At 61.5% G+C, this 23,287-nt stretch carries 14 protein-coding genes; 3 read left to right on the forward strand and 11 right to left on the reverse strand.

Features of this window, described 5'->3' with window-relative positions; all coding sequences use genetic code 11:
- Window positions 1–77: 77 nt before the first annotated feature.
- The 7 genes from JOE27_RS00835 to JOE27_RS00865 all read right to left on the reverse strand — a co-directional run bounded on the left by JOE27_RS00835 (window position 78) and on the right by JOE27_RS00865 (window position 7,607).
- Complete coding sequence (locus JOE27_RS00835) at window positions 78–755, reverse strand: NADH-quinone oxidoreductase subunit B (protein ID WP_012313769.1); 678 nt, start codon at window positions 753–755, stop codon at window positions 78–80.
- Window positions 756–765: 10 nt separating this feature from the next.
- The gene (locus tag JOE27_RS00840) at window positions 766–1,179 is read right to left on the reverse strand and encodes an NADH-quinone oxidoreductase subunit A (protein WP_003251427.1); all 414 of its coding nucleotides are present in this window, start codon (window positions 1,177–1,179) and stop codon (window positions 766–768) included.
- 728 nt (window positions 1,180–1,907) lie between these two features.
- On the reverse strand, window positions 1,908–3,017 hold the full coding sequence (locus tag JOE27_RS00845) for a hypothetical protein (protein WP_196997822.1): 1,110 nt from the start codon (window positions 3,015–3,017) through the stop codon (window positions 1,908–1,910).
- Window positions 3,018–3,180: 163 nt separating this feature from the next.
- Window positions 3,181–3,645, reverse strand: a complete 465-nt coding sequence (locus JOE27_RS00850; RefSeq protein ID WP_046787243.1) for a DUF1348 family protein — start codon at window positions 3,643–3,645, stop codon at window positions 3,181–3,183.
- A 124-nt stretch (window positions 3,646–3,769) separates the two neighbouring features.
- Window positions 3,770–4,951 (reverse strand): MFS transporter, encoded by a 1,182-nt coding sequence (locus JOE27_RS00855; protein ID WP_115275301.1) that lies wholly within the window; start codon window positions 4,949–4,951, stop codon window positions 3,770–3,772.
- Window positions 4,952–5,026: 75 nt separating this feature from the next.
- Window positions 5,027–5,830 carry a 2,5-didehydrogluconate reductase DkgB gene (gene dkgB, locus JOE27_RS00860; protein ID WP_174141647.1) on the reverse strand — a complete coding sequence of 268 codons (804 nt, stop codon included), beginning with the start codon at window positions 5,828–5,830 and terminating at the stop codon, window positions 5,027–5,029.
- A gap of 199 nt (window positions 5,831–6,029) precedes the next feature.
- Window positions 6,030–7,607 carry a hypothetical protein gene (locus JOE27_RS00865; protein ID WP_204917575.1) on the reverse strand — a complete coding sequence of 526 codons (1,578 nt, stop codon included), beginning with the start codon at window positions 7,605–7,607 and terminating at the stop codon, window positions 6,030–6,032.
- A gap of 151 nt (window positions 7,608–7,758) precedes the next feature.
- Between JOE27_RS00865 and JOE27_RS00870 the strand changes: the two genes are divergently transcribed.
- Window positions 7,759–12,993, forward strand: coding sequence for an NEL-type E3 ubiquitin ligase domain-containing protein (locus JOE27_RS00870; protein WP_204917577.1), 5,235 nt, complete (start codon window positions 7,759–7,761; stop codon window positions 12,991–12,993).
- Window positions 12,994–13,065: 72 nt separating this feature from the next.
- On the opposite strand, the gene JOE27_RS00875 is transcribed toward JOE27_RS00870, so the two are convergent.
- Together JOE27_RS00875 and JOE27_RS00880 are read right to left on the reverse strand one after the other, a co-directional pair.
- Window positions 13,066–13,560 carry a DUF934 domain-containing protein gene (locus JOE27_RS00875; RefSeq protein ID WP_115275297.1) on the reverse strand — a complete coding sequence of 165 codons (495 nt, stop codon included), beginning with the start codon at window positions 13,558–13,560 and terminating at the stop codon, window positions 13,066–13,068.
- Complete coding sequence (locus JOE27_RS00880; protein WP_204917579.1) at window positions 13,544–15,196, reverse strand: nitrite/sulfite reductase; 1,653 nt, start codon at window positions 15,194–15,196, stop codon at window positions 13,544–13,546. Before JOE27_RS00880 ends, JOE27_RS00875 begins: the two co-directional genes overlap by 17 nt.
- Before the next feature lie 215 nt (window positions 15,197–15,411).
- On the opposite strand from JOE27_RS00880, the gene JOE27_RS00885 reads away from it, so the two are divergent.
- Entirely contained in the window at window positions 15,412–16,488 is a 1,077-nt protein-coding gene (locus JOE27_RS00885; RefSeq protein ID WP_204917581.1) for an ABC transporter substrate-binding protein, read from the forward strand.
- A 266-nt stretch (window positions 16,489–16,754) separates the two neighbouring features.
- On the opposite strand, the gene JOE27_RS00890 is transcribed toward JOE27_RS00885, so the two are convergent.
- Together JOE27_RS00890 and metH are read right to left on the reverse strand one after the other, a co-directional pair.
- Window positions 16,755–16,973, reverse strand: coding sequence for a DUF2970 domain-containing protein (locus JOE27_RS00890; protein WP_115275295.1), 219 nt, complete (start codon window positions 16,971–16,973; stop codon window positions 16,755–16,757).
- Between the two features lie 77 nt (window positions 16,974–17,050).
- The gene (gene metH, locus JOE27_RS00895; protein WP_174141649.1) at window positions 17,051–20,758 is read right to left on the reverse strand and encodes a methionine synthase; all 3,708 of its coding nucleotides are present in this window, start codon (window positions 20,756–20,758) and stop codon (window positions 17,051–17,053) included.
- Between the two features lie 169 nt (window positions 20,759–20,927).
- Here metH and JOE27_RS00900 point away from each other — a divergent pair, with 169 nt between their 5' ends.
- The gene (locus tag JOE27_RS00900; protein ID WP_115275293.1) at window positions 20,928–23,228 is read left to right on the forward strand and encodes a fatty acid cis/trans isomerase; all 2,301 of its coding nucleotides are present in this window, start codon (window positions 20,928–20,930) and stop codon (window positions 23,226–23,228) included.
- Window positions 23,229–23,287: the final 59 nt, after the last annotated feature.

The raw sequence follows: 23,287 nt of genomic DNA on the forward strand, positions 1-23,287 counted from the left end.
TCTCGGTCGCTTTGGGTCAACGTTAAGAATGAAGCCAGGCCGCCGGCTCCTTCGGGAGCGGGCGGCAGGTCGCTGGATCAGACTTCGTCGGGGCTGCGCAGGTTGGTTACGGCAATGCGCTGCTCACGACGCAGGTCTTTCTGGGCTGGCATCTCGGCACGGTAAATACCTTGATCACCAACGACCCAGGAAAGCGGGCGTCGTTCTTGGCCGATCGACTCCTGCAGCAGCATCAAGCCTTGCAGGAAAGCTTCAGGGCGTGGCGGGCAGCCAGGCACATAGACGTCCACAGGGAGGAACTTGTCGACCCCCTGAACGACCGAGTAGATGTCGTACATGCCGCCGGAGTTGGCGCACGAGCCCATGGAGATGACCCATTTGGGTTCGAGCATCTGCTCATACAGGCGCTGGATGATCGGCGCCATCTTGATGAAGCAGGTACCGGCGATGACCATGAAGTCGGCCTGACGCGGCGAGGCCCGGATGACTTCGGCGCCGAAGCGGGCGATGTCGTGGGGCGCCGTGAAGGCCGTGGTCATTTCCACGTAACAGCAGGACAGGCCGAAGTTGTACGGCCAGAGGGAGTTCTTGCGCCCCCAGTTGACCGCGCCACGCAGCACATCTTCGAGTTTCCCCATGTAGATGTTCTTGTGGACCTGGTCCTCTAGCAGCTGGTCGGTAACGGTTTCCCGTTCGCCGACCGGGTACTGCTCGTTGGGCGCATCCGGATCGATTCTGGTGAGATTGTATTGCATTGCCAAAGCCTCATTGTTTCAGCTTCGCTTGCCGCTTGCGGCGACCTTCGGGAGCCCAATCAAGTGCCCCGACGCGCCAAAGGTAGACAAGACCTGCCAACAGAATTGCTATGAAAACGAGCGCTTCGACGAATCCGGTCCAGCCGCTTTCGCGGACGGACACAGACCATGCAAAGAGAAAGAGGGCTTCGATATCGAAGATCACGAACAGCATCGCGACCAGATAGAATTTGGCGGAAAGGCGCAGGCGGGCGCTGCCGACGGGCAGCATGCCGGATTCGAAGGGTTCGTTCTTGGCGCGGCCCCAGGCCTTGCTACCGAGCAGGCTGGACAGGCCGAGCATGAAGGCGCACAGGCCGACGACACCCAGGAGGAAGATGGCAAAGCCCCAGTTGTGGGCGATGAGTCCTGCCGAATCGGACATGCTAGAGATCCTTATACAGAGACCCAGCTCTGCAGTCTGAAATAAGTAGAGCGGCGACGTGGTGTCGCAGGTGCAGTGACCAAATGTCGCAGCTGAATCAATCGCGCTGATTTTATGGGTAAACCCGGTGCAAGTAAAATTTCTGTCGCAAATTTATTCGTAGGATTAAGAACAAAATCCGCTCGTAACTGGCTGAAAGCCTTGAAATTCGGGCATTGCGTGCGTTTTTGTCAATTATGTTTCTTGCAAAGAGTAACGAAGTGCAACTTTAGTAATGATAATTAATAGCATTTGTTCTGGTGCTTTTGATTGACTGTTCCGTGGCTTGTAAAGCTCGTCTGGCAATTTCCCTCTGCTTGCAAATGCGAAAGACTCGTGTTCTAGCAGCTTGCGGTGCGGCTTGTGCCGCTCTGGGTCAATACTTTATCGATTTAGCGATGACCGGCTGATGAGCGGGTGGGGCAGGCGGCTCGACAGTACCAGGAGGCAGGCGCCGGGTGCAGGCAGCCTGCCACACGCCAGGGCGCGTCAGCGCATGGCACTGATGGCCAGGCGTACTGCTGCGCTGTCGCAAGCGTAGACCTTATTTTGCGGTTTGTGCTGATGCCTTTGGCGCTTGAGGGCGCCGTTGGAGGCATAGCGAATGGAATGCGGCGCCCGCCCACATCGTCAAGGGCGTGAAAACCTCAAAAAAGGCCTCCCGGCGTCAGGGTAGGCCAAGGGTGGGTTTACGGGAAAATGATCTTGCTGTAGGCAAACTCATTATCACCCCGTTTGATGCCTGCCTCGGAGGTTGTCACCTCAACGCGGTCATCGTCGTGAACAACGATGATCTGGTGCGCATCCAGGACCTCTACACCTTCGGGCTTGTTGCTGAACACCAGCGCACTGCCGTCTTCGCGTGTCAGAAGTTTGGGCGTGCCCGGCTTCCCCGCTGTGAACGGTACGGCCCATAGAAAACCACCTATTTCAGTGGATTTTTTGCCCGCAGCATCAACGGATTGCTGCTCGAAGCTGGTCACCGCGTAGAGTCTGTCTTTGTTGAACCGGTCATACTCGATACCTGATAGCCCGAGTGTCTTGCCTTGCGCCTGGAGGTTGAAGTTCTGGATGGTTTTGAACGCCTCCACAAGCTCCATGGTTCCATTATTGAACTTCACATGCGCTGAAATAAGTAGAAAGCCGAAATACGAGTCAGCACTGCTGTTTCCCTGTTTGCGAATGCCGATGATCAGTTGGCCATCTGCCGCTTTTTCGTGCGCCGGTTCGCTCGGCGCCATGGTAATGCCTTCGATTTGAAAGTAAGGCGCACCAATGGCTTCGCTGATCTGTTTGCGCAGTCTAATTGAGCTTGTTACCCCGCCTCGTGATGAGGGCGACAAGGGTTTTGCAGCTTCAGGATCGTCCACGGGCCAGTACAAGAGGGTGCTGAGTGTGTCAGCACGTGGATCTTGTTGGGTACCGGCTTTGTTGAAGGCGGTGCTGGCGATGATGTATCGGCCATCCAGCGTCTTCGTCAGCGCCTCGTATTTATCGGCTTCTTTTAACGCATCCCCAGGCAGCACCGCAGGCTCACCACTGATTTTGCCCTGCTCAAGGTCAAGCGTGAACAGGGCCGGCCCCCCCGTGGCAGGCAAGCGTTTGTCGTTGGCCAAGAGCAGTTTTCCATTGCTCTCAACCACTGCCGATACTTCACAGTTGACGGAGGTTTCAGGGGTAAAACACGCTGCAGTGTGATGTTCGACGGTTGCAATGCGTCCTGGCAGTTCAGCTGCCGGTGCGTGGGGCGCTGCGCCGGCGAGGCCGGCAACCAGCATGATAATTGCTCGCTTTTCCATGGGCACTGTCCTTGTGGGAGTGGGAACGTTGCGCAGAAAAGCGTAATGGGAGGGAGAGAAGCCGGAAACTGGCATTTTTGGCAGTAGCCGTTCGACATGATCCACACGCGGACGACCTGATGTCATTGCCAGCAGGCGCATCGACCCTCTGCCCCCAAGGCGGTCAGAGCCCCAGTTCGCTGAGCCCCGGATGGTCGTCCGGGCGACGTCCCAAGGGCCAGCGGAACTTGCGGTCCGCTTCGGCGATAGGCTGCTCGTTGATGCTCGAGTGGCGATTGTGCATCAGGCCATCGGCGGCGAATTCCCAGTTTTCGTTGCCATAGGCACGGAACCACTGACCGCTGTCGTCGTGGTATTCGTAGGCATAGCGCACCGCAATGCGGTTGTCGGTGAATGCCCACAACTCCTTGATCAGTCGGTACTCCAGTTCATGGTTCCACTTGCGGGCCAGAAAGGCTTGGACCTCGGCACGGCCCCGCGGGAACTCGACACGGTTACGCCATACGGTATCGGGGGTGTATGCCAGCGATACCTTGGCCGCGTCACGGCTGTTCCAGCCATCCTCGGCCAGGCGGACTTTTTCGATGGCGCTTTCGCGGGTAAAGGGAGGCAATGGAGGGCGGGACATGGGGGGGCTCCTTGGCGGTGGTTGGCGTAGAGGAGAGTACTGCTGTAGCGGCATTGGGGGGAATGGCTGCAACGGGCACTTCATAATTGCGCCCGTTGCAAGAGTGCAGCGCTTGCGCCAGCGGCTAAACCGCGGCGCCCAAGGCCTTGTCGACAGCCTTGCCGCGCCCGCCCAGCCATACCAGCACCAGGGCCGCCGCCGCCAGCACGCCGCCGGCCATGGGCACTGCGGCATAGCCCAGGTCCAGGCTGATCACCGTGCCACCCAGTGCCGCGCCAACGGCATTGCCAAGGTTGAATGCGCCGACGTTGATTGACGATGCAAGCCCTGGTGCCTCGATGGCGGCAGTCATGACGCGCATCTGCAAGGGCGGCACCACGGCGAAGGTGAACACGCCCCAGACCAGCAGCGCGACGGCCGCACCAATGTGGCTGCCCAGTAGCAGCGGCATCAGCAACATGATCAGCGCCAGAGCACCGAGGAAGATGCGCGCAGCGCCGTCCAGCGACCAGTCGGCCAGGCGCCCACCCAGGCTGTTGCCCAAGGTGAAACCGACACCGATCAGCACCAAGCCGAGGGTGATGAAGCTGTTTGAAGCGCCGGTCAGTTCCGCCAGCACCGGCGCTACGTAGGTGTACAGGGTGAACATGGCACCGGCGCCAAGCACGGTGGTAGCCATCGCCAGCAGCACGCTGGGGCGGGCGATGACCGCCAGCTCTTTGCGCACGTGGGGCACGCTGCCACGCTCACCTTTGGGCAGCGCGTACCACAGGGCGGCCATGGCCAACAGGCCGAGTACTGCAGTACCGGCAAAGGCCATGCGCCAGCCGACCTGCTGGCCGACCCAGGTCGCCGCAGGTACGCCGCCGATATTGGCGATGGTCAGGCCCATGAACATCGTTGCCACGGCACTGGCCTGTTTGTCCTTGGGGACCACGCTGGCGGCGACCACTGCGCCCAGGCCGAAGAAGGCACCGTGGTTGAGGCTGGTGACCAGCCGCGAGGCGAGCAAGGTGTAGTAGTCCGGGGAGAGTGCCGAGAGCAGGTTGCCGAGGGTGAAGATGGCCATCAGCGCCATCAGTGCGGCGCGTTTGCCAAAGCGGCTGAACAGCAGGGTCATGATCGGCGCACCGACCATCACGCCGATGGCATAGGCGGTAATCAGCATGCCCGCGCTGGGGATGCTCACATCGACGCCTTGCGCGATTACCGGCAGCAGGCCCATGGGCGTGAATTCGGTGGTACCGATGCCGAAGGCGCCGATAGCCAGGGCAAACAAAACCCGTTTTGGGGAAAGCGTGCTCATCAGGAGCTCCGGTTCAAAGGTCAATGAGCAGTGGTACCGGCCAGGAACAGGCCGGTACCGACATGCAGCGGGTAATCAGTCCCAGGCGGGCGCCAGGCCATCCGGGCTGACTTCACGGCCATTGCGCTCGAGCGATGCGATGCGCGCCATGTCGTCGGCATCCAGTCTCAGGCTGCAGGCGAGCAGGTTGCTGGCCAGGTTCTCGCGCTTGGTGGAGGAGGGGATCACTGCGTATCCCTGCTGCATGGCCCAGGCCAGGGCCACCTGGGCGACCGTGGCCTTGTGCTTGGCGGCGATCTCGGCCAGCACCGGGTCCTTCAGCACTTTGCCGTAGGCCAGGGTCATGTACGAGGTGAGGGTGATGCCCTGATCCTTGAGGTAGGCAGCCAGTTTGGCGTTTTGCAGGTAGGGGCTGAGCTCGACCTGGTTGGTGGCGATTTCGTCTTTGCCGACCACCTCGATGGCTTGGCGGGTGAGTTCGATATTGAAGTTTGACACGCCGATCTGACGGGTCAGGCCGAGTTTTTTGGCTTCGGCCAAAGCTGTCATGTACTCGGCCAGTTCGATGCCCTTGCCTGGGGCTGGCCAGTGGATCAGCAGCAGGTCGACGTAGTCGGTACGCAGCTTGGCAAGGCTCTCGCGCAAGCTTTGGGCAAGCTTGTATGCGCCATGGTTGTCGACCCAGATCTTGGTGGTGATGAACAGCTCGCTGCGCGGTACGCCGCTTTCGGCAATGGCCTGGCCTACGTCGGCTTCGTTCTTGTAGATCTGCGCGGTGTCGATGGCGCGGTAGCCCAGCGCCAGGGCGGACTTTACCGAGTCGATGACGGCCTGGCCGGTGAGGCGGTAGGTGCCAAGGCCGAAGGATGGAATGCTCATGGGGCTGCTCCTGCTGAGTGATTGAGGTTGAACCAGAGCTTGGGCGCCCTGCTGCCGACCTCGTTCGAATGGGGAGCAGTGTGCAAGTTTTGCAGGGCTTGATTAAGACGGCACAACGCCAAGGTCTTTTGACCAGAAATCACGAGTCATCCCTGGGCTCGTGATTCGAACGCCGTGAATAAGCCCTGTCAGTCTCGACTCACGTGGTGATCTGCCCAGGAGCCGACTGCAGTCGCCACAGATGGCCCATGCCAGCCACTTGCTCTTGCAGCGTAGAGGCCAGCCCTGCACGCCGCGCAGCCCGATCCTGGCTGAGCATCTCGTCAAGCATGTCCAGCAGTTCGCGAGACTGGGCGGCCGCTGCGCTATGGGTCGTATCGTCCTGCAGCACGCCCTCCTGATAGGTGCGCACGCGCTCTTTCTGGCTGGCCTCTTGAGTCGCGGTCGCCTCGACCAGGGCGTTGTCGGCAAACGCCAGGCGAGTGCTGCTGCGGGATTGGTCGTCGATCGTGTGATAGCTGTAGTTCTGCGTTTTGTTGTCGCGGGTCAGGGTCAGGCCGACGAGCGGGTTCAAGCCTTCATGCCAGGCGGCTTTCATGCTTGCCTGTTGCGCCTGCTCCACGGTCAGGGTCGCTGCCGGGCCTTGCAGAGTGGTCGATTGCGAAACCTTGTAGTCGAAGTGGTCCACTTCTTCAGGCCGCATCGGATTGATCTTCTGTTCGGTCTGCGTGATCGAGGCATCGAAGTCGGCCAGGCCGCTCAACAGCAGGCGGCTGGCCGTGTTCGGCGCCAGGTCATGGCCTGCAGGGCGCTTGCTGGTATCGTCCACGCTGTTGAGCTGGCTGAAGGCATCCTTGAACAGTGCCATCAGTTGCGCGTCACCATGGCCGCGCTTTTGTGCTGCGTCGAACTGGGTCAGGTAATTGGCCACAGCTGCCTGACGCTGAGCCTGGCTGCCCAGCAGCGCGCCGCCCTGGGTGTCGAGGTTCATCCTGACCGTGCCGTTGGCGCCTTGCAGTGTGAGGTTGCGGGAATCTTCGTTCAGTTGCAGGTCGAAGGTTTGCTGGTCGCCGCCGGCATTCTGCAATTTGGCATTCAACTGCAAGCCGGTGAACAGCGCCGGGTCGAGCTTGACCAGTGCGCCCAACTGCAGGCTGGGTGGTTCCTGGGTCAGCCCGTTGAGGGCAGCCTGGAAGCTGTTCGCAAGCGCTGCCAAGCCTTTGAGCTCGTCAGTGGTCAACGTACCGCCTTGCACGTCGGCATCCACGGCCAGGCCGTTGGTGCTGCTGTAGAGCCCCACCGTCACGGTGGCGCCTGAGCCGGTAGTGAGGTTGAAGCTGACGCTGCTGGTGGCGTGTTCGCGCAACCTGGCCTGCTGCATGGCCAGCAGCAACGGGTCGGTTGTCGCGCCATCATCGATCGCCAGCCCGGATTGCGAGATACGCTGGCCACCGCTGGCCGCCAGTTGCTCCAACAGGGCAGCGCCAAGCCCTTGGAAGCGCGCTGCGGGGGAGGAAGCCTGAATGGCGCTCAGCATGTACATGCTGAGTTTGTCGATGCCGTCCTGCTCCCACACATACTGTGTCTGCGCTTTACCGAGGGTACCTTTGGCCGTGTAGGTCTGGGTGTCGACGCGGCTTTCTTGCTGGCCAAGGCTTACCACCGTGCTCGGGGATGTCATCGGCGCTTCTGTCGGCAGGGTGGCTGGTACCTGAGGTGCACGGTGGGTGATGTGGGCGACAGGGGTCAGGCGCACCACTGAGGTGATCGGGTTCATCGCCAGCTTCCTTTCTGGTCAGCAGTTGTAACTGTTATCGGCAGGGCTTGTGCAAACGTGAACGTCTGTCACGTAGGCAGGTTGCAATAGTTAACGCAAAAGCCTCGTCACGCGGTGGTGCAATCGCTGTTTTGCGCCCTAGGAGCCCGCGATGCCCAGTCAGCCGTTCACTGATGACTCCACCAATGCCTTGATTGCCAGTCGCTTGCCCGCCTGGCTGACCGAACTTGCGTCCGACACCCTCAACAGCTTGCTCCAGAGCCAGCAGCGACAACAGCAGCTACAGCATCAGTTGCACGAATGGCTGGCGCGGATCACCCCACTCGATGCATTTGCCGAGCCGCTGCTGCGAGAAGCTCTGCAGGCGGAACATCAACTTGGTGTCGATGTGCGTCGGGCCACGCTGCGGCGCAGAACCCTGCAGCGATATCCCTCGCATGTTGCGCAAGTGCCGGATGGGGTCAAAGAGCAGATCTACCAGCACAGCCTGCTGCAATCGGCGTTGCATAACTTTACCGAAGGTGAAACGTTCGCCACCAGCATCATGCAGGGCACTGCGGTGCTGGATGCATCAGGGAATGCTTGCGCGCTCTCGCCCAAAGCATTCTTTGCCCTGTGCCGCTCGCTCGACCTGGGGGGGCGTTACCAGGCGTACCTGCGCGCGCAGTTGACGCCCGGTGGTGAAGCGGGGAAACAACTGAGCACGCTGATCGAGGCAGGTTATCGCACGAGTCTCGAGGCGGCGCTGAGGCTGGCACTGGTCAATGGTGAAATAGCAAGGCATGCCTATGAACACTGTGCCCCGCTGATTGACTTGATCTCAGCTACACCCCCCTCCATCTCTGGGCTGCGGCCCATGCAACTGCGTGTGTTCGGCCGGCTGGTGCGGGGCGCGGTGGCGTTCGAGATAACCCATCAGCGCGCGACCGGTGACGAGTTCGAGGGCATATTGTGCTGGATCCCTGATGATCCTCAAGGCCCGCTGACCTGGTATACCTCTTGGGCATCGCTGTTCATGACGTTGGGTAAACAGTTCCGTTTGCCCGGTTACGTCGAATTCTTCGAACGCTTTATCGGTGAGCGTGACCGGAGTGCCTACACCCGTGCCTTGACCCAGGCGCTGAGTGATACTGCCGAGAATGTGCCGGTCCAGCTCGATGGTCGTTACGAGCCTATCGAGCAGCCGTTGTTCGAATACCTGCGCCGCCAACTGATCGACACCCTGTTGGACAATGCCAAAGTGCACGCCATACCCACTGCCGAAGTGGACGCGCAGCAGCGCGACAGGCGCCTGCATTTCTACCTGAGCTTTGCCATCGATGCGTTGGGCCTAGCGAGCTTCGCGCTACCTGCACTGGCTTTGCCATTGCTGGGGATCACCGCGTTGCAGGTGGCTGACGACGTGTACGAGGGCTATGCCGATTGGCGCTTGGGGGACCGCCAGAGCGCGCTGGAGCACTTGTATTGCGTAGCGCAAACCGTGGCTATGACAGCAGTCAATGCCGGCGCAGGCGCGGCTTCGCACCGCCTGGTGGAGGATGCTCGCGTCGCAGATCTAGTGCCGGTCTACACGGATGAACATACATTGAAGTTGAGTGACCCCAGGCTGCCAGGCTATGCCGTCCGAGACCGAGGAGCAGTCGGTGAGTTGATCAGTCTGCAAGGTGCAGAGTATGTGCGTACACCCTTGGCCAGCCATTTGACCTACCTGGAAGCTCAAACGCAGCAGCGTCGCATCCGCCATCCCGTGCGTCCCAATGCTTATGCGCCGCTGCTCGAGGGCAACGAGGGCGCTTGCTGGCAGCATGAACTGGAGACGCCCCAGGAATGGCACGCCAGCGCTGAGCTGTTTCAGGACCTCGACGCGGGCTGGGGGCACCTCGATGAGCAGGCCATACACGCGGTGATGCGGGCAACGGGGTTCAACCAGGACCAACTGCGCCGTTTGCATGTGGAACAGGCACAGGCGCCGGCGCGCTTGCACGATGCGGTGCAGAGGCAGCAGTTGCACGCTCAGCGGCCAGAGCTGAACGGGGAGGCCTTCGAGCGGCAGCTGCAGGCTCAGCAGCCCATGCCCGGCGAAGCCGAAACCCTGCTTCGCCGGGACTTTCCCGGCCTGTCGGTAATGGGTGCGCGTGAGATCATCGAACATGCGCCCGAGGACCAGGTGGAGCATATGCTCGCGCACCAGCGTGTGCCGTTGGCCTTGGCCGAGCAGGCGCGCTGGTACGTGCGCGATACGCGCCTGGACCGCGCTTGTGCGGGCCTGCTTCAAACCGCAGCAATCAATCGTGATACCGAGCAACTGGCATTGGGCATGATCGCCGAGCGCGCACCGTGGCGAGGAGTGCGCATCGAGCTGCGCGGTGACACGCTGTCGGGTGAAATGACTGCGTCGGCCGGAGCGCAAGCGGCCAGCGAGGTACGCACCGTGCTTCGAACGGCCCAGGGGTATCAGGCGCTGGATGAGCGCGCAAACCCGTTGCCATTGGCCAGAGCTGACGACAGCCTGTTCCAGGCCCTGTTGCTGCAGCTCGATCCCTGGCAGAAACGAATGTTGGGCGATGCCAGCGACGCCCCCGAAACACTGGCCCAGGCCATGTCGCAATGGGCCAGCGAAGAACGCGAGCTCGCCGCTTCACTGTTGCGCATGGCGCCAGTCGGCCTTGGTTTCAGGCCGCCGGTACGGCTGGGCGACGGGCGCCTGGGTTACCCCTTGAGTGGCCGTGGCGAAAGCAGCAATCGCGCATTGCGTCGGGGTATTCAACGGCTGTTCCCCGATTTCGACGAAAGCGCGATGGAGCAGTTTGAGCAGAGCGCCCGCACGCTTGGGCTGACACCTTGGAATCACTACCTGCGCCTGTGTGAAGAGCTGCGAACGCTTGATCAGGCGTTGGGGCTGTGGCGTCGGCAATCGTCGGGGCCGATTCAGTTGATCCGGCGGGCGCGCATGGCACGGCGGATTCGTCACGCCTGGCAACGTCGCACTCACGACACTGACGGCCATCCTGCGTTGATTCTGGAGGGTTCACGCCTGGGTAGTCTGCCCGAACTGCCGGAGCGCGTTCACTTCGACCATGTGACTTCACTGGTACTGCGCAATCTTGATCTGACGGCGCTCGGCGAGGGCTTGCTCGCCCGCTTTCCCAATGTACGGCGCCTGGACTTGTCTTCCAACCGGCTGACCTCGATACCGGATACCAGTGCACTGGCACAGCTGGAACAGCTCGATTTGCGTAACAATCGCATCGTCGACATCAGTGAAGCGCAGGCCGGCTGGTTACGCGCCAACCCCGGCTGCGCAAGCTTGCAGGGCAATCCGCTATCACCGGTTGCACTCGAGCGGCTGGCGATCGAGCCTGAAGCGATCGGCCAGCAGGGCGCAGAGGGCATTGCCCCGTGGCTCGAAGGGCTGACCGAGCGCGAGGCTGCGCCGCGTCGCAGGTACTGGCAGGCGCTGGCGCAAGAGCCAGGCTGCGAAGAGTTCTTTGCTTTTCTCACAGCGTTGCTGCAGACCGAAAAATTTGCTCTTGAAACCGAAGACATGCGGCGTCGTGTGGGTGAGCTGCTTTATGCCATGTACAACCATGCTCATATTCGACGGGCGGTATTCCATCAGGCAGCGGTACCAGGCGCAGGCGCCGACCTCGATGCCTTGATCGTCCACCTGCAGGTGGCGTTGCGCACCGATGGCGTGCGCGGTAGGCAAGTCGAGCAAGCGCTGCGCAGCCTGGGCCGTGAGTTGTTCAGGCTTGATCAGGTGAACCGCTTCGCTGAGCGGTACATCGAAAGCCTGAGCCAGCGCTCGGTGCCCTTCAAGCCAAGTGAGATTTACCTGGCCTTCCGGGTACAGCTTGCAGAGTCGCTGGGTATCTACGGCCAACCGACCTATCTGAGTTTCAAGCATGTCGCCAACGTGACGCCGGACCAACTGGTCGCAGCCGAGGCCGCGGTGTACGAGGCCGAAACAGCTGAGGCGCTGAGCCAGTTCCTGGCTCAGCAGGCATTCTGGCAGGATCATGTACGGCTCGCGTACGCCGATCAGTTCGCGGCCATACGGCAAGCCTACACAGAACGGCAAGCCGCACTAGCGGCCAATGGCGAGCAAGAGCAGGCACCGAGCAATGCAGGCGCTGGAATTGCAGAGCAGCGCACGCAGGAGGAGGTCGCGTTGACGCTGACGCTGGCCCGCGGCAACTACCGGACGTGGTATCGACTCGAGCTACCTCATGGTCCTGGCTCGCGCGCGTTTGCCCATCTGTCGAGGCGTCTGGACAGTAGCCTGGCGATGTGGTGCGGGGAGCCTGGCGACCCGGAATATCTGGCGCGGTCCTATCTGGCGGGTGTCCTGCGCCATTTCTGGCAGTCGGATTACAGCAATGATGTCCCGCCCCGGCGTTCGAGCAGCGAAGGGTGGACCGTCAGTTCTTTACCCGTGCTGCCCCCAGGCATCATGTTTGAACAAATACGTGACCTGTCAGTGTGCAACCATCAGATTACGGTTATCGAGGCTGATTTCCTGCGTCGTTTTCCCAATCTGGAAACAGTCGACTTCTCTGGCAATTGCTTGCGAACGCTTGATGGGCTTGAGCACTTGCCGCGGGTGCGCACATTGAACCTTGGCGGCAACATGCTCGAAACGGTGCCGGGGTTGCAGTACTTGAGCGAATTGAACGCTCTGGACCTCAGTGGCAATCAACTTGCCGATCTACCGGCTGGCATCGAGCAGTTGACCGAACTGACCCATCTGGACCTCTCCTTCAACCAGATCGCTGCGCTTGATGGGCGGATTGGGCAACTGGCAAGCCTTGAAAGCTTGCAATTGAGCGGTAATCTCCTGAGTGCGTTGCCGGACAGTATTGGCAACCTTGTGCAACTGAGCACTCTCGATGTCGCAGCGAACCGCTTGCTCACTGTCCCGGCACAGTTGAATCTTCTGGGCAGGTTGACCCAGCTCTTCATGCAGAACAATCTCATAACACTCGACGCGCAAAGCCAGTTGCGGCTGGAATGGTTCTCCAGGCTGGAGGTGCTAAACCTTGACGCTAACCCATTAGGGGTAGCGCCACAGTTGCGCTACAACGTTCACCTGCAGTACGTGTCGTTGCGTGCCACGGGCCTTCGCAGTTTTCCTCTGGCGTTGCTGCAGCGCCAGCCAAACCTGGTCGTAGACTTGCGTGGCAACCGGATCGTGACATTGAGCGAGGAGGCGTTGAGCTGGGTCGAAGCGCACCCGCACACGGTCAACCTCGAACAGAACCAGCTGAGTGAGGCGGTCATGGAGCGCGTGCGTGAAGCAATGGCTCGGCTGCGGGCAGAACGGGACGGGGCTGCAGAACTGGATCCCTGGGGGGTAAGCAGAAGGCCCATTGACCGCAGGGGTTGAAAAGCCGTGCAGCGAGGTGGCTGCATGAACTGGAGCATGGCCCACCGTGCGGTGGGCCATGCCGGGAGACGATCAACGGCGGCGGAACAGCGGTAGCGGCTCGTCGGTGGCGGCCTGGTAGGTCACCGAGAAGTCCTTCAGCCCTTGCAGGGCATCTTCCGGGTCCTTGTCGGCACGGATGGCGAAGGCATCGAAACCGCAGCGGGCCAGGTAGAACAACTGGTCACGCAGTACGTCGCCAATGGCGCGCAGCTCGCCCTTGAACTGGTAGCGGTCGCGCAGCAGGCGCGCATTGGAGTAGTTGCGCCCATCGGTGAAGGCCGGGAAGTTCAGGGCGATGACCTGAAAGTACTGCACGTCATCACCGATCTCTTCCGCTTGTTCATCGCTGTCCAGCCACACGCCCAGGCCACCGTCGCGAGCCTTGAGCATATGGGCATGGTCACGCCACAGTTGCAGCGGGACGATGTAGTCGTCGCAGTTGGTCAGTTCGTCGATCGTGGTTTCCTTGGGCAGCAGGTGCCAGGTTTCGTCGACGATCTGGTTGTTCTTAATGATTCGCTGCATAGACGCGTTCCTTGAAAGGGTCGATGCCGATACGCTGGTAGGTGTCGATGAAGCGCTCTTCCTCGGTACGTTGCTCCACGTACACGGCGATCAGCTTCTCGATCACGTCGGCCATGTCGTCCTGGGCGAAGGACGGGCCAAGGATCTTGCCCAGGCTCGCGTCGCGCGCGGCGTTGCCGCCCAGGGACACCTGGTAGAACTCCTCGCCCTTCTTGTCCACGCCGAGGATGCCGATGTGGCCGACGTGGTGGTGGCCGCAGGCATTCATGCAGCCGGAGATGTTCAGGTCGATCTCGCCGATGTCGAACAGGTAGTCCAGGTCGTCGAAGCGGCGCTGGATGGATTCGGCGATCGGGATCGACTTGGCGTTGGCCAGCGAGCAGTAGTCACCGCCAGGGCAGCAGATGATGTCGGTCAGCAGGCCGATGTTCGGCGTGGCGAAACCACCTTCGCGCAGCTCCAGCCACAGGGCGTGCAGCTGACGCTGCTCGACGTCGGCGAGGATGATGTTCTGCTCGTGCGAGGTGCGCAGGAAGCCGAAGCTGTAGCGCTCTGCCAGGTCCGCCACGGCGTCCAGCTGCTTGTCGGTCAGGTCGCCCGGGGCAACGCCGGTGGGCTTGAGCGACAGGGTCACGGCCACGTAGCCAGGGCGCTTGTGGGCGCGGGTGTTGCGCGAGCGCCAGCGGGCGAAGCCTGGGTATTCGGCGTCCTGGGCGCTGTAGTCGACGTTGTCCAGGGCCAGGTAGTCCGGGTCGACGAAGTGGCGCGAAACACGCTGTACTTCTTCTTCGGTCAGGGTGGTGCTGCCGCCACGCAGGTGGGCCATTTCGGCCTCGACCTTCTCGGCGAACACTTCCGGGGTCAGGGCCTTGACCAGGATCTTGATCCGCGCCTTGTACTTGTTGTCACGACGGCCGTAACGGTTGTACACGCGCAGGATGGCGTCCAGATAACTGATCAGGTCTTGCCACGGCAGGAATTCGTTGATGAACGAACCGACCACCGGGGTACGGCCCAGGCCGCCCCCGACCAGCACGCGGAAGCCCAGCTCACCGGCGGCGTTGCGCACCGGCTCCAGGCCGATGTCGTGCACTTCGATGGCCGCGCGGTCTTCTTTCGAGCCGTTGATCGCGATCTTGAACTTGCGCGGCAGGTAGGCGAATTCCGGGTGGAAGGTGGTCCACTGGCGGACGATCTCGCACCAGGGGCGCGGGTCGATGATTTCGTCTGCGGCAACACCGGCGAACTGGTCGGTGGTGGTGTTGCGCAGGCAGTTGCCGCTGGTCTGGATCGCGTGCATCTGCACGGTGGCCAGTTCGGCAAGGATGTCCGGGATGTCTTCAAGTGCCGGCCAGTTGTACTGCACGTTCTGGCGGGTGGAGATGTGGGCATAGCCCTTGTCGTAATCGCGGGCGATCTTGGCCAGTGTGCGAACCTGGCGGGCGTTCAGCTGGCCGTAGGGCACGGCGACGCGCAGCATCGGGGCGAAACGCTGGATATAGAGGCCGTTCTGCAGGCGCAGAGGGCGGAATTCTTCTTCGCTCAGCTCACCGGCCAGGTAGCGGCGGGTCTGATCACGGAACTGCTTGACGCGGTCCTCGATGATCCGCTGATCGTACTCGTCGTATACGTACATAAAAGTCCTGTCTCAGGCTGCATGCAGCTATTCGCGCGCACGGCCGCGCACTCCGGTTCGGAGCGGGGAAACGATATCAGGTTGCGTTTATGCGCTAAAGTGATGTTTTTGCATATGAAAAGAACCAAACGAACTAAGTGAGATTGACTGGCGTTTATCCGTCACTCAGCGCCGCAGGTTTATACTCGCGGGTTTGTTGGTAAGGATGTAACCGCATGCTCAAGGCATTGTGCTACAGCTTGTGCCTGAGCCTGCCGCTGGCAGCCAGCGTTCAGGCCGCTTCGGTGGTTTTCCTCAATCCGGGCCTACCCGCAGAGACGTTCTGGGTCAGTTACTCGCGCTTCATGCAAGCGGCGGCTGATGACCTGGGCATGGCGCTGCAGGTGCAATACAGCGCCCGTAATCCCGAGCGCGCCCTGAGCCAGGCCCGGGCGGTGCTCAAGGGCCCGCAGCGCCCGGAATACCTCGTGCTTGTCAACGAGCGGTACGTTGCGCCGCAGATCATTCGCCTGGCGCAAGGTAGCGGGGTCAAGCTGTTACTGGTCAACAACGGGCTGACCGCCAGCCAGGCGAGCAGCATTCAAGCCCAGCCCGCAAAGTACGGCGCTTTGTTAGGGGCCTTGACGGCCAATGACGAGCAGGCCGGTTACCAGATGCTGCACCAGATGGTCGCTTTGCTACCGCGCAGTAACGAGCCGGTGGACCTGGTGGCTTTCGCCGGGCTCAAGACCACGCCCGCCTCGCAGTTGCGTGAAGAAGGCATGCGTCGCGCCTTGGCCGACTTCCCTCAGGTGCGCCTGCGGCAGATGGTTTACGGTGGCTGGAACCGCCAGCGCGCCTTTGAACAGGCGCAGCAGTTGCTGCAGCGCTACCCGGATATCAAGCTGGTGTGGTCGGCCAACGACGAAATGGCCTTTGGCGCCATGCGCGCGTTCGAGGCTGCGGGGCGCAAGCCTGGGCAAGATGTAGTGTTCAGCGCCGTCAACAGCTCCCCCGAGGCCTTGAGAGCGCGCATCGAAGGGCGCCTGGGGGTGCTGATGGGTGGGCATTTCAGTCTCGGCGGCTGGGCCATGGTCATGCTGCATGACGATGCCTATGGTGTGGATATCGCACGGGATGGTCAGCGCGACCATGTGATGCCGGTTTTGCAGTCGATCGATCCAGACAAGGCAAAGCGTTGGCTCAAGCTGGCGGAACAGGACGACTATGGTGTCGACTTCCAGCGTTTCAGCGCCCAAGGACGCCCGCCGACTTACCGGTATCCCTTCCTGACGTCACCTGTCGACTACTGAAAAACCCTGCTTGAGAGAAGGGCATTGCTCGTCTTAACTGCTGGTTGTGAAGTGCATTCCCATAACCACTACAAGAGGCAATGCAATGGGAAATACAACCAAGGTCCGCAAAGCTGACAGCAGCGTCGATGCCTGGGCGATCCTCTGCCTGATCGTCCTGGTGGTGGTCACTGCCGTGTACTGGGTCAGCCACCAATAGCCTCAGCTCCAGGCCGTGATGCAACTTGAGCCGCCCGCGCAAGGGAATTACGCGGGCGGGTTGCGTTTCAGTGGGCGGTCAGGTGCAGCGCCAGTCGTACCAGGCCGATCAGGATCAGGATGAACACCAAGGTGAACAGTGCGCCCAGCGCGATGAAGTGGCTGGCCTTGCCATGGGTAAAGTCGCGCGCGCGGTTCTTGCCGCTCTGCACACCCAGCGCGGCGGCCAGGATGCTGTGCAGCATCTGCCAGAAGGTAGGGGGTTTGCCTTGACTGGAATCGTCCATGCTGGCTCCTTGGATATTCAGAGGCAATCAGGGACAGTGTAGATGGCAAATGGGGCCGCAAAGCGGCCCCACGAACGTCAGCTGTCGTACCCCAGGTTCGGTGCCAGCCAGCGCTCGCTGACGCTGACATCCTGGCCCTTGCGTGCGCTGTAGCTGTCGATCTGGTCCTTGTCGACCTTGCCCACGGCAAAGTACTGCGCTTTCGGGTGAGCAAAGTACCAGCCGCTGACCGCCGCAGCCGGGAACATGGCGAAGTGCTCGGTGAGGAACACGCCGCTGGGGCCGGTTTCACCAATGGCTGTGCCGTCGAGCAGGCGGAACAGCGTTTCTTTTTCGGTATGGTCCGGGCAGGCCGGGTAGCCTGGGGCAGGGCGGATGCCGCTGTACTGTTCCTTGATCAGTGCCTCGTTGTCCAGGTGCTCGTCACGCGCATAACCCCAGTGCTCTTTACGCACCTGCTCGTGCAGCCACTCGGCACAGGCCTCGGCCAGGCGGTCGGCGAGGGCCTTGACCATGATCGAGCTGTAGTCGTCGCCCTTGTCCTGGTAAGCCTTGGCCACTTCCTCGGCACCAATGCCGGCGGTGGTGATGAAGCCACCCATGTAGTCGGTGACGCCGCTGTCTTTGGGCGCGACAAAGTCGGCCAGGGAGAAGTTCGGCTTGCCATCGGGCTTGATGGTCTGCTGGCGCAGGTGGTGCAAGGTGGCCAGGGGCTGACCGTTGTCGTCGTAGACCTGAATGTCGTCATCGGCAACCTGGTTGGCTGGCCAGAAGCCGAACACGGCGCGCGCACTGATCAGCTTCTCGTCGATCAGTTTGTCGAGCATCTCGCGGGCATCCTTGTACAGCGAGGTTGCCGCTTCACCCACCACTTCATCGGTGAGGATGCGTGGGAACTTGCCGGCCAGGTCCCAGGAAATGAAGAACGGCGTCCAGTCGATGTACTCGGCCAGGGTGCGCAGGTCGATGTTGTCCAGCACCTTGACGCCTGTGAAGGCAGGGACCGCCGGCTGATAAGCGGCCCAGTCGTATTTCGGCTTGGCCGCCACGGCCTGCGCGTAGCTCAGGCGCTCGGTGCGGGCACTGCGGTTGGCAGTGCGTTCACGCACTTCGATGTAGTCCAGGCGGGTTTTTTCAACAAAGTCGGGCTTGAGTTCCTTGGACAGCAACTGGGTGGCCACACCTACCGCGCGGGAGGCGTCGGTCACATAGATCACCGCATCGTTGCTGTACTTGGGCTCGATCTTGACTGCGGTATGGGCCTTGGACGTGGTGGCGCCGCCGATCATCAACGGCAGCTCGAAGCCCTGGCGCTGCATTTCCCGGGCAACATGAACCATCTCGTCCAGCGACGGGGTGATCAGGCCGGACAAACCGATGATGTCGCACTTCTCGTCGCGGGCGGTCTGCAGGATCTTCTCTGCCGGTACCATCACGCCGAGGTCGACGATGTCATAGCCGTTGCAGCCCAGGACCACGCCGACAATGTTCTTGCCGATGTCGTGCACGTCGCCCTTGACCGTCGCCATGAGAATCTTGCCCTTGGCTTCGGGCTTGTCGCCTTTTTCGGCCTCGATGAACGGGATCAGGTGGGCCACGGCCTGCTTCATCACCCGCGCCGACTTGACCACCTGCGGCAGGAACATCTTGCCGGCGCCGAACAGGTCGCCAACCACGTTCATGCCGCTCATCAGCGGCCCTTCGATGACTTCGATCGGGCGCGCACATTGCTGGCGGCACTCCTCGGTGTCTTCGACGATGTGTGCGGTGATGCCTTTGACCAGCGCATGTTCCAGGCGCTTGCCGACCGGCAGTGAGCGCCAGGCTTCGTTCTCTACTTCCTTGGTGGCGCCGCCGCCTTTGTAGTCGTCGGCGATGGCCAGCAATGCATCGGTACCTTCGGGGGTGCGGTTGAGCACCACGTCCTCGACCCGCTCGCGCAGCTCGGCCGGGATCTCGTCGTAGATTTCCAGCTGGCCGGCGTTGACGATACCCATCGTCAGCCCGTTGCGGATGGCGTGGAACAGGAACACCGAGTGGATCGCCTCGCGCACCGGGTTGTTGCCGCGGAACGAGAACGACACGTTGGACACGCCGCCCGAGCTCAGCGCATGTGGCAGGTGGTCACGGATGTAGGCGCAGGCCTCGATGAAGTCCACGGCATAGTTGTTGTGCTCTTCGATGCCGGTAGCGACGGCGAAGATGTTCGGGTCGAAAATGATGTCTTCCGGCGGGAAGCCGACTTCATTGACCAGGATGTCGTAGCTGCGCTGGCAGATTTCCTTCTTGCGCGCGGCGGTGTCGGCCTGGCCGACCTCGTCGAAGGCCATCACCACCACGGCCGCGCCGTAGCGTTTGCACAGGCGGGCGTGGTGCTTGAATTGCTCGACGCCTTCTTTCATGGAGATCGAGTTGACGATGCCCTTGCCCTGGATGCATTTGAGGCCAGCCTCGATCACTTCCCATTTCGACGAGTCGATCATGATCGGCACGCGAGAGATGTCCGGCTCGCCTGCAATCATGTTGAGGAAACGGACCATGGCGGCCTGGGAGTCGAGCATCCCTTCGTCCATGTTGATGTCGATTACCTGAGCACCGGCCTCTACCTGCTGCAGGGCGACCTCCAGCGCTTCGGTGTAATTCTCTTCGCGGATCAGCCGGGCGAACTTGGCGGAGCCGGTGATGTTGGTGCGCTCACCGACGTTGACGAACAGCGACTGGCGGTCGATGGTGAACGGTTCCAGGCCCGACAGCCGGCAGGCCTTGGCGATTTCCGGGATCTGGCGCGGCTTGTATTTGGCCACTGCCTCGGCGATGGCCTGGATGTGCCCGGGCGTGGTACCGCAGCAACCGCCGATGATGTTGAGGAAACCACTGGCCGCGAACTCTTCGACCACGGCAGCCATCTCGGCCGGGGTTTCGTCGTACTCGCCGAAGGCGTTCGGCAGGCCGGCATTGGGGTGGGCGGAAACGTGGGTGTCGGCCTTGGTCGACAGCTCTTCAAGGTAAGGGCGCAGGTCCTTCGCGCCCAGCGCGCAGTTCAGGCCGACGGAAATCGGCTTGGCATGGCGTACCGAGTTCCAGAACGCTTCGGTAGTCTGGCCGGACAAGGTACGGCCCGAGGCATCGGTGATGGTGCCGGAGATCATGATCGGCAGTTCGATGCCGTCATCTTCGAACACCTGCTGCACGGCGAAGATCGCTGCCTTGGCGTTGAGCGTGTCGAAGATGGTCTCGATGAGGATCAGGTCGGCGCCACCCTCGATCAGCCCGCGGGTCGCCTCGATGTAGTTTTCCACCAGTTCGTCGAAGGTGACGTTGCGGTAGCCGGGATCGTTGACGTCCGGGGAAATCGAGCAGGTGCGGCTGGTCGGGCCGAGCACGCCGGCAACGAAGCGTGGCTTGTCCGGCGTTTCCAGGGTCTTGGCGTCCGCCACCTGGCGGGCGATGCGTGCGCCCTGGACGTTCAGCTCGTAGACCAGCGACTCCATGCCGTAGTCGGCCTGGGAAATCTGCGTGGCGTTGAAGGTGTTGGTTTCGAGAATGTCGGCGCCAGCGTCCAGGTACGCCTTCTCGATGGCAGCGATGACATCGGGGCGGCTGAGCAGCAGCAGGTCGTTGTTACCTTTTACATCGCTTGGCCAATCGGCGAAGCGCGTGCCACGATAGTCGTGTTCCTCGAGGCGGTAACTCTGGATCATAGTACCCATGCCGCCGTCGAGGATCAGAATGCGCTCATTGAGTGCGTGCTGGAGTGCTTGGAGACGAGCGCTGCGGTCGGACATAGGAACTACCTGGTCGGGCGAATATCAGAAGGTGCGGAATCATAACAAAGCTGCGCGGTTTTTAGGCGCATTGGCCATTCGCATGAATTTCGTTCATGTTGCGCCGTGAAGCACCCATGGTCGACCAGGCAAACGTGATGGCTTTTCTAGAACCCAGGACTTTCGGCACATGGTGCATCGTTTTCTTGTCGGCGCTTTCGCGCTGCTGCTCAGCAGCGTCGCGCTCGCACAAGCCCCCCAATCGAGCGCGGTAATTTCCTACACCCGGGACATTCAACCGATTTTCACCGAGAAGTGCGTGGCCTGCCATGCCTGCAACGACGCCGCCTGCCAGCTGAAGCTGGAGAGCCCCGAAGGCGCAGTGCGTGGTGCAACCAAGGTACCGGTGTACCAAGGTGAAAGGAGCAAGGCAGTCCCGACCACGCGGCTGTTCTACGATGCGCACAGCGAAGAGCAGTGGCGCAAGAAGGGCTTCTATTCCGTGCTCGACGGCCAGGGCAGCCAGGCCGCATTGATGGCACGCATGCTGGAGCTGGGGCACAAGGCGCCGCTTACCCCCAACGCCAAGCTGCCCGACGATATCGTCCTGGGGCTCGCGCGCAACAACATGTGCCCGTTGCCCCATGAGTTCGATGCCTATGCCGGCGCCCACCCCAAAGAGGGTATGCCGCTGGCGGTCACTGGCCTGACCGATAAGGAATACCAGACCCTGCAGGGTTGGCTGGCTGCAGGTGCGCCGGTCGAGTATGAGCCCATTCAACCCAGCGCGGCCGAGGCGAAACAGATCGCCGACTGGGAAGAACTGCTCAATCGACCGGGCTCTACCGAGGCCTTGGTCGGGCGCTGGCTGTACGAGCATCTGTTCCTGGCGCACATCCATTTCGTCGGCGGCGAGCAGGGCCACTTCTTCCAATGGGTGCGCTCGCGCACGCCCAGCGGCCAGCCGGTCGACCTGATTGCCACGCGCCGCCCCAACGACCCGCCGGGTACCGACTTTTATTACCGGTTGATTCCGGTGCAGGGTGTGATCGTGCATAAAACCCACATCACCTACCCGATGGGGCCGCAAAAGCTCAAGCGCGTGAAGCAGCTGTTCTATGCCGGTGACTGGCACGCCAGCGCGCTGCCGGGGTATGGGCCGCGCCACCGCGCCAACCCGTTCGAGACCTTCGAGGCGATCCCGGCGGTGGCGCGCTACCAGTTCATGCTGGATAACGCCGAGTACTTCGTCCGCACCTTCATCCGCGGGCCGGTGTGCCGTGGGCAGATCGCTACCGATGTGATCCGCGATAACTTCTGGGCGCTGTTCCAGGAACCGGCGCACGACCGCTACATCACCGATGCTGCGTACCGTGGCCAGGCTACACCGTTGCTCGCCATGCCGGGCCAGATCGATGACGTGGGCAGTGTGCTCAACCTCTGGCATGCCTACCGTGACAAGCGCAACGAGTATGAAAAACTGCGTCGCGACGCCTACGCCGAAATGCCGGCGCCGGGCTGGTCGACCCTGTGGGCCGGCAACGACAATGCGCTGCTCAGCATCTTCCGCCACTTCGACAGCGCTTCGGTGACCAAGGGCCTGGTCGGCGATGTGCCGCTGACGGTGTGGCTGTTCGACTACCCGCTATTCGAACGCACCTATTACCAGCTGGCGGTCAACTTCGATGTATTCGGCAATGTCTCGCACCAGTTGCAGACGCGGCTGTACTTCGACCTGATCCGCAATGGTGCCGAGGTCAACTTCCTGCGCCTGATGCCAGCGGACCAGCGTGGTGCAATTCTCAGCGACTGGTACCAGAACAGCGGCAAAGTGAAGATGTGGCTCGACTATGAAGACATCGACACTGACACGCCGAGCGGCATCAGGCTCGACCCACGCGACCCCAAGCGCGACTTCGGCCTCAAGCTGCTGCAGCGCACCGGCAGCCTGAACGCTGCGCCCGACCCGATCAACCGCTGCCAGGGTGCTTACTGCTCGCGGCCGCAGATGAATGAAGAATTCCGTAACGTCGAGCAGTCGCTCAGCCGTCTCGTATCACGCCCGGCCGCAGGCCTTAAGGTGATCAACCAGTTGCCTGAAGCCACCCTGCTGCGCATCGAAGGGCAAGGCGGCCAGCGTCAGGTCTACAGCCTGCTGCGCAACCGTGCGCACAGCAATGTCGCGTTCCTGCTGGGCGAGGCCGCGCGCTACCAGCCGGGGCTCGATACCCTGACCTTGTACCCCGGGGTGCTCAGCAGTTACCCGAACTTCATCTTCAACATCCCGGCGGCGGATGTGCCGGAGTTCGTCGAAGACATGGAATACGCGCGCGACGATGCCGCCAGGTTTGAACGTATCGTCATGCGCTGGGGCGTGCGCCGCAGCCACCCGCAGTTCTGGCGTTACTTCCACGACCTGAGCACCTATATCAAGGAAACCCAGCCGTTGGAGTCCGGGGTGCTGGACATGAACCGCTACGAGAACCTCTGATCGGTTGCGCTGACCTTTCCGGCACACCTGCGGTCGGAAAGGTTGGGTGGTCCGGGGCT

Source organism: Pseudomonas sp. M5 (assembly GCF_016907075.1).
GTDB classification, from domain to species: Bacteria; Pseudomonadota; Gammaproteobacteria; order Pseudomonadales; family Pseudomonadaceae; genus Aquipseudomonas; species Aquipseudomonas putida_E.

What these genes read in the sequence shown, in the direction of transcription:
- JOE27_RS00880 (WP_204917579.1), bottom strand. Translation starts at nt 15,196, where the DNA reads ATGTACGTATACGACGAGTACGATCAGCGGATCATCGAGGACCGCGTC.
- JOE27_RS00890 (WP_115275295.1), bottom strand. Translation starts at nt 16,973, where the DNA reads ATGGACGATTCCAGTCAAGGCAAACCCCCTACCTTCTGGCAGATGCTG.
- JOE27_RS00870 (WP_204917577.1), top strand. Translation starts at nt 7,759, where the DNA reads ATGCCCAGTCAGCCGTTCACTGATGACTCCACCAATGCCTTGATTGCC.
- JOE27_RS00840 (WP_003251427.1), bottom strand. Translation starts at nt 1,179, where the DNA reads ATGTCCGATTCGGCAGGACTCATCGCCCACAACTGGGGCTTTGCCATC.
- JOE27_RS00885 (WP_204917581.1), top strand. Translation starts at nt 15,412, where the DNA reads ATGCTCAAGGCATTGTGCTACAGCTTGTGCCTGAGCCTGCCGCTGGCA.
- JOE27_RS00865 (WP_204917575.1), bottom strand. Translation starts at nt 7,607, where the DNA reads ATGAACCCGATCACCTCAGTGGTGCGCCTGACCCCTGTCGCCCACATC.
- metH (WP_174141649.1), bottom strand. Translation starts at nt 20,758, where the DNA reads ATGTCCGACCGCAGCGCTCGTCTCCAAGCACTCCAGCACGCACTCAAT.
- JOE27_RS00855 (WP_115275301.1), bottom strand. Translation starts at nt 4,951, where the DNA reads ATGAGCACGCTTTCCCCAAAACGGGTTTTGTTTGCCCTGGCTATCGGC.
- JOE27_RS00875 (WP_115275297.1), bottom strand. Translation starts at nt 13,560, where the DNA reads ATGCAGCGAATCATTAAGAACAACCAGATCGTCGACGAAACCTGGCAC.
- JOE27_RS00900 (WP_115275293.1), top strand. Translation starts at nt 20,928, where the DNA reads ATGGTGCATCGTTTTCTTGTCGGCGCTTTCGCGCTGCTGCTCAGCAGC.
- JOE27_RS00835 (WP_012313769.1), bottom strand. Translation starts at nt 755, where the DNA reads ATGCAATACAATCTCACCAGAATCGATCCGGATGCGCCCAACGAGCAG.
- JOE27_RS00850 (WP_046787243.1), bottom strand. Translation starts at nt 3,645, where the DNA reads ATGTCCCGCCCTCCATTGCCTCCCTTTACCCGCGAAAGCGCCATCGAA.
- JOE27_RS00845 (WP_196997822.1), bottom strand. Translation starts at nt 3,017, where the DNA reads ATGGAAAAGCGAGCAATTATCATGCTGGTTGCCGGCCTCGCCGGCGCA.
- dkgB (WP_174141647.1), bottom strand. Translation starts at nt 5,830, where the DNA reads ATGAGCATTCCATCCTTCGGCCTTGGCACCTACCGCCTCACCGGCCAG.